Genomic DNA, 3,983 nt, shown 5'->3' with positions numbered 1-3,983 from the left:
GAGGGCAACCGGCCCCCGGTCGCCAAAGCCACCGCCAACAAAACGGTCGGGGCGCTACCCTTGACGGTTCGTTTCTCGGGCCGGCAAAGCATGGACTACGACGCGGGCGATGCCCTGACCTATACCTGGGATTTCGGCACTGGCAAATCAATTGCAAGCTCCAATACCGCCAATCCTGAATTCACTTTCAAGAAGCCGGGTACCTACCCGGTCGTGCTCACAGTAACGGACAAGGCGGGTAAGCAGTCCTCCAAAACGCTGGAAATTAAAGCGGGCAACGAGCCCCCGAAAATCAGTCTGGAATGGCCCTCTAATAAATCGTTTTACTGGCCCAACCAAAGCCTCCCGTACCGCACCGTCATCACGGATCAGGAGGATAAGTTGAAGGGAGGCGTAGATCCCAAAAAAGCCGTATTGACTTTTGAGTACATTCCCTACGGGGAAGACATCACCCTGGCCGCCCAGAACTACGAGTCAGCGGTGGGGAGTACGCGTATTTCTTCCGGAGAAAAACTCATCAACCAAAGCGATTGCAAGGCCTGCCACGGCTTGAACCAGAAATCCATCGGGCCTTCCTATATGGATGTTGCCAAACGCTACAAGGGGGATGCCACAGCCGTGGACCGGCTGGCGGCCAAAGTACTGAGTGGCGGTGCAGGCAACTGGGGCGAGAATGCCATGTCGGCGCACCCACAATTAACCAAAGCGCAAACCACCGAAATGGTGGGCTACATTCTATCGCTGGCCGAAGCACCCGCTCCTGTGAAGTCGCTGCCCCTCGTTGGTACCGTCGTTACCAAAGCCGCCATGCCTCAGGAGGCAGCGGGCAAATACCTGCTGACCCTATCCTACACCGACCGGGGGGCCAACGGTTTGCCGCCCCTCACCACCCGCAAGGAGTTTTTGCTCCGTCCCCCAGTCGTGGAAGCCATCACGTGCGATACTTCTTCCAAAGTGGCCCTAAACGGCAGCAGCCAGAATGAACCTGGCCGGGTGCGGTTTACGGAGAACGGGGCCTTGATTGGTTTTGAACAGATTGATCTGACGGGTATTCTGCAGATCACGATGGACTTGGTTTCGTCGGGGGTGGAGGGAAGTATAACCCTGCATTCAGGTTCGCCCAGCGGGCCGGTCATTGGGACTATTGCTGTCCGCCGATCGGACAAACCCGTTGAACTAACCACCGATCTGACAAAACAGGCTGGCCCCCAGAACCTTTACTTTGTGTACCACGATGCCAAGGGGCAAACCGGGATGTTTAACGGACCGCTCTTTACGGATATTGAGTTTGTGAAATGATATTCTCAAAAAATACTCTTTCCCCAACCCATGTTTTTCAACCTCTGCGTGAAACCTAGTCCGTAGCATGAAATACCTCCTCCTGCTTTTCCTTCTACTGACGGATGTGTTCTTTACAGTAGCCCAGCCGGATCGCCGGATCGCCGTACCGCCGCCAAGCGTTTGTCCATTGCCAACGACGACTATACTGACTATATGTGGACGGCCAATGAAGCGACCGACGATTCAGCCATAGAAGATTGGACTGAGTCTCGTTTTTATCCTATCCAAAACACAACCTTAAACTAAACCTCATGAAAAAGAGCGCTGTCAGTCAATCCACAATCAGACGCATCATGGCATCAACACGCTCATCTGCCGGAAAATTTGCCTTCTTTTCGGGAATTATCGGAACCACTTTGCTCAGCGCAAATGCTCAGTCCATCGTTACCACCGATTTCAACCGGGAACAGCCATGGTTTAAAGACTACAGGCCCGATGAAAAATGGTTAGGCCTGTCGGCAACGGTTAGCGAGCCAACCATGTCGGCAACGGCCACCTGGGGTAAGTTTGGCATGATCGACGTAGCTAATACCACTATCCCGTCCGATGGACTGCAACTTGTCATTACCAAAGCAGCCGCAAAAACGAACTGGACCGCCAGCCTGATTTCGGGTCTGCTCCCCGCAAAAAATGCGGAAACTAATCCAGGAAAACTTACCCTTAGTTTCGACCATTCGGTATCGTCGGTGCGGCCCGTTGAGGTACGCATAGAATCTTTCGATGGAGCGAAAAAACGGACGGGTGGTTTAACTAAAACGGTTTATCCCGCCACGGCCAATCATTTCCTTCGTTCAGCCTTCGAGCTGGCCGACATGACCGCATTTGGAGAGGGGACGTTTAATCCAAAAGACCTCTTTGTACAGGTTAGTTTCTCAATCGGCGAATCGGCTGCCGATGAGGCTACTGGCGGAGAAATAGCCCTGCATTTCGACAATGTTTCGTATTGCCGCCCCGCCTATTACGTAAGTCCGGCGGGCAAAAACACGAACGACGGACGAACCGAAAAAACCGCTTTTGCCGACCCACAGGCGGCCTTGAATGTGGCCAAACAGGGCGACATTATTTTGCTGATGGACGGAAGTTATTCCGATAAGGGTACGGAAAAAAGGGCGGCTGTAGCCAGTTTCATTCGTCCGGGCGCACCGGCCACCTGGATTACGCTAAAAAACTACCCCGGCCACAAACCGACCCTTTTATGTCATGGTCAGGATGGCGTACGAATCGCTCAGGGTACGGCGCGTACCCTAACAGGCTCACCCACACTGGCCTATCTGGAAGTGCGTGGGCTGCACTTTCGGGGCAACAGTCAAGAATTGCTGGATCAGAAATTGCCTGAACTCGGCACGTCCACCCCGGCTACCGAAACGACGGGCATCAACATCGACGGCACATTCTCGCCGGTGCGGATGTATCACCATATCCGGGTGGCCGACTGCATCGTTGAATATTGCGGAGCTGATGGAATTTACGGCGATTATACCGATTGGCTGACCATTGAGAACACCATTCTGCGGTACAACTGCTTCACATCGGTGCATTGGGCGATGTCGGGCTTTTCGCTGATGCACTATGCGGATTTCGATAAGACCGACAACGTGACCAAGATTCTGGTGCGGGGCAATCAGGCGTATGGCAATCAGTGCAAAGTCTATAAGAAAACCGACCCTAAAATCTTCAACGGTAACGGCTTTCTGTTCGATGCCAATTGCGAAGCTTATCTACACCCCGATGCGTATCTCGGACGCACCCTGATTCAGAACAACCTGGTGTATGGTAACGGTGGGGGCGGTATTCAGAATTGGGGGAGTCATCGGCTCGATATTGTCAGTAACACACTGTACAACAACGGTATAACGCCAGAATTGAAGTGGGGAAACATTGGTCTTGATTACTGCAAAGATGTGATGCTGATTAATAACATTATTGTGGCTCAGGCCGACAGACCGCTTGATTTCTGGCTTCCCAGCCGCCCCGCCGATCGCGACACGGCCAATATTGTCCGCATCAACAATCTGTATTTTGGCGGGCTGCGTCCCAACATCAACGGGCGGGGCGACATTGTCGCTGACCCGCTGTTCCGAAACGCGTCGCTCGACCCGAAGGTGGCTGATTTTCGACTAAAACCCGGCAGTCCGGCCATTCGGGCGGGGTATCATCATTTCAACAGTGCGCCCCTTGTCGATGTGGCTGGTAAAGCGCGGGTGGCATCAGCCCTGGATCGGGGAGCGTTTAGGGTCGATCAATAAGGTTATCTGTAAATACCCCTTAGCGATAATTCCTTTAACAAACGGGTAATATCATCCTGCTTTAATTTCAAAGTACTTTACCCATCCGATCTGTCATCTATGAATAATACCTTCCTCTTTTTGATTCTTTTTGGTTGTCTTCCGGCAGCAGAAGCCCAACCGGATCGCCGTACCGCCGCCAAGCGGCTGTACATCGCCAATGACGACCATACCGACTACATGTGGACGGCCGATGAGGCTACCTACGATTCAGCCTTTGTGCATATGCTGGACTACTACATCCATCAAATTGACTCCACCCGAAACAATCCCGACGATTTTCAGGCCCGATTCAATTGCGACGGCAGTTATTGGCTGAGGGCATACCAGAAATACCGTTCGCCAGCGCAGTTCAAT

Annotated in this window: 3 protein-coding genes and 1 pseudogene; all 4 read left to right on the top strand. The window is 52.8% G+C overall.

What is annotated here, in order from left to right:
• On the top strand, window positions 1-1,299 hold a 1,299-nt coding region (locus tag ACEW8P_RS24585), incomplete at its 5' end, for a PKD domain-containing protein (RefSeq protein WP_373515707.1).
• Window positions 1,300-1,366: 67 nt separating this feature from the next.
• A complete protein-coding gene (locus ACEW8P_RS24580) occupies window positions 1,367-1,534 on the top strand; it encodes a hypothetical protein (protein ID WP_373515706.1) in 168 nt (55 codons plus the stop codon).
• Between the two features lie 100 nt (window positions 1,535-1,634).
• The gene (locus ACEW8P_RS24575) at window positions 1,635-3,587 is read left to right on the top strand and encodes a right-handed parallel beta-helix repeat-containing protein (protein WP_373515705.1); all 1,953 of its coding nucleotides are present in this window, start codon (window positions 1,635-1,637) and stop codon (window positions 3,585-3,587) included.
• Between the two features lie 99 nt (window positions 3,588-3,686).
• A pseudogene (locus tag ACEW8P_RS24570) lies at window positions 3,687-3,983 on the top strand (glycoside hydrolase); the annotation flags it as partial.

Source organism: Persicitalea sp. (genome assembly GCF_041751555.1).
GTDB lineage: Bacteria > Bacteroidota > Bacteroidia > Cytophagales > Spirosomataceae > Persicitalea.
This window is presented reverse-complemented; position numbering and strand designations above follow the sequence as displayed.

Coding starts and splice junctions, on each gene's coding strand:
- ACEW8P_RS24580 (WP_373515706.1), top strand. CDS start 1,367: ATGAAATACCTCCTCCTGCTTTTCCTTCTACTGACGGATGTGTTCTTT.
- ACEW8P_RS24575 (WP_373515705.1), top strand. CDS start 1,635: ATGGCATCAACACGCTCATCTGCCGGAAAATTTGCCTTCTTTTCGGGA.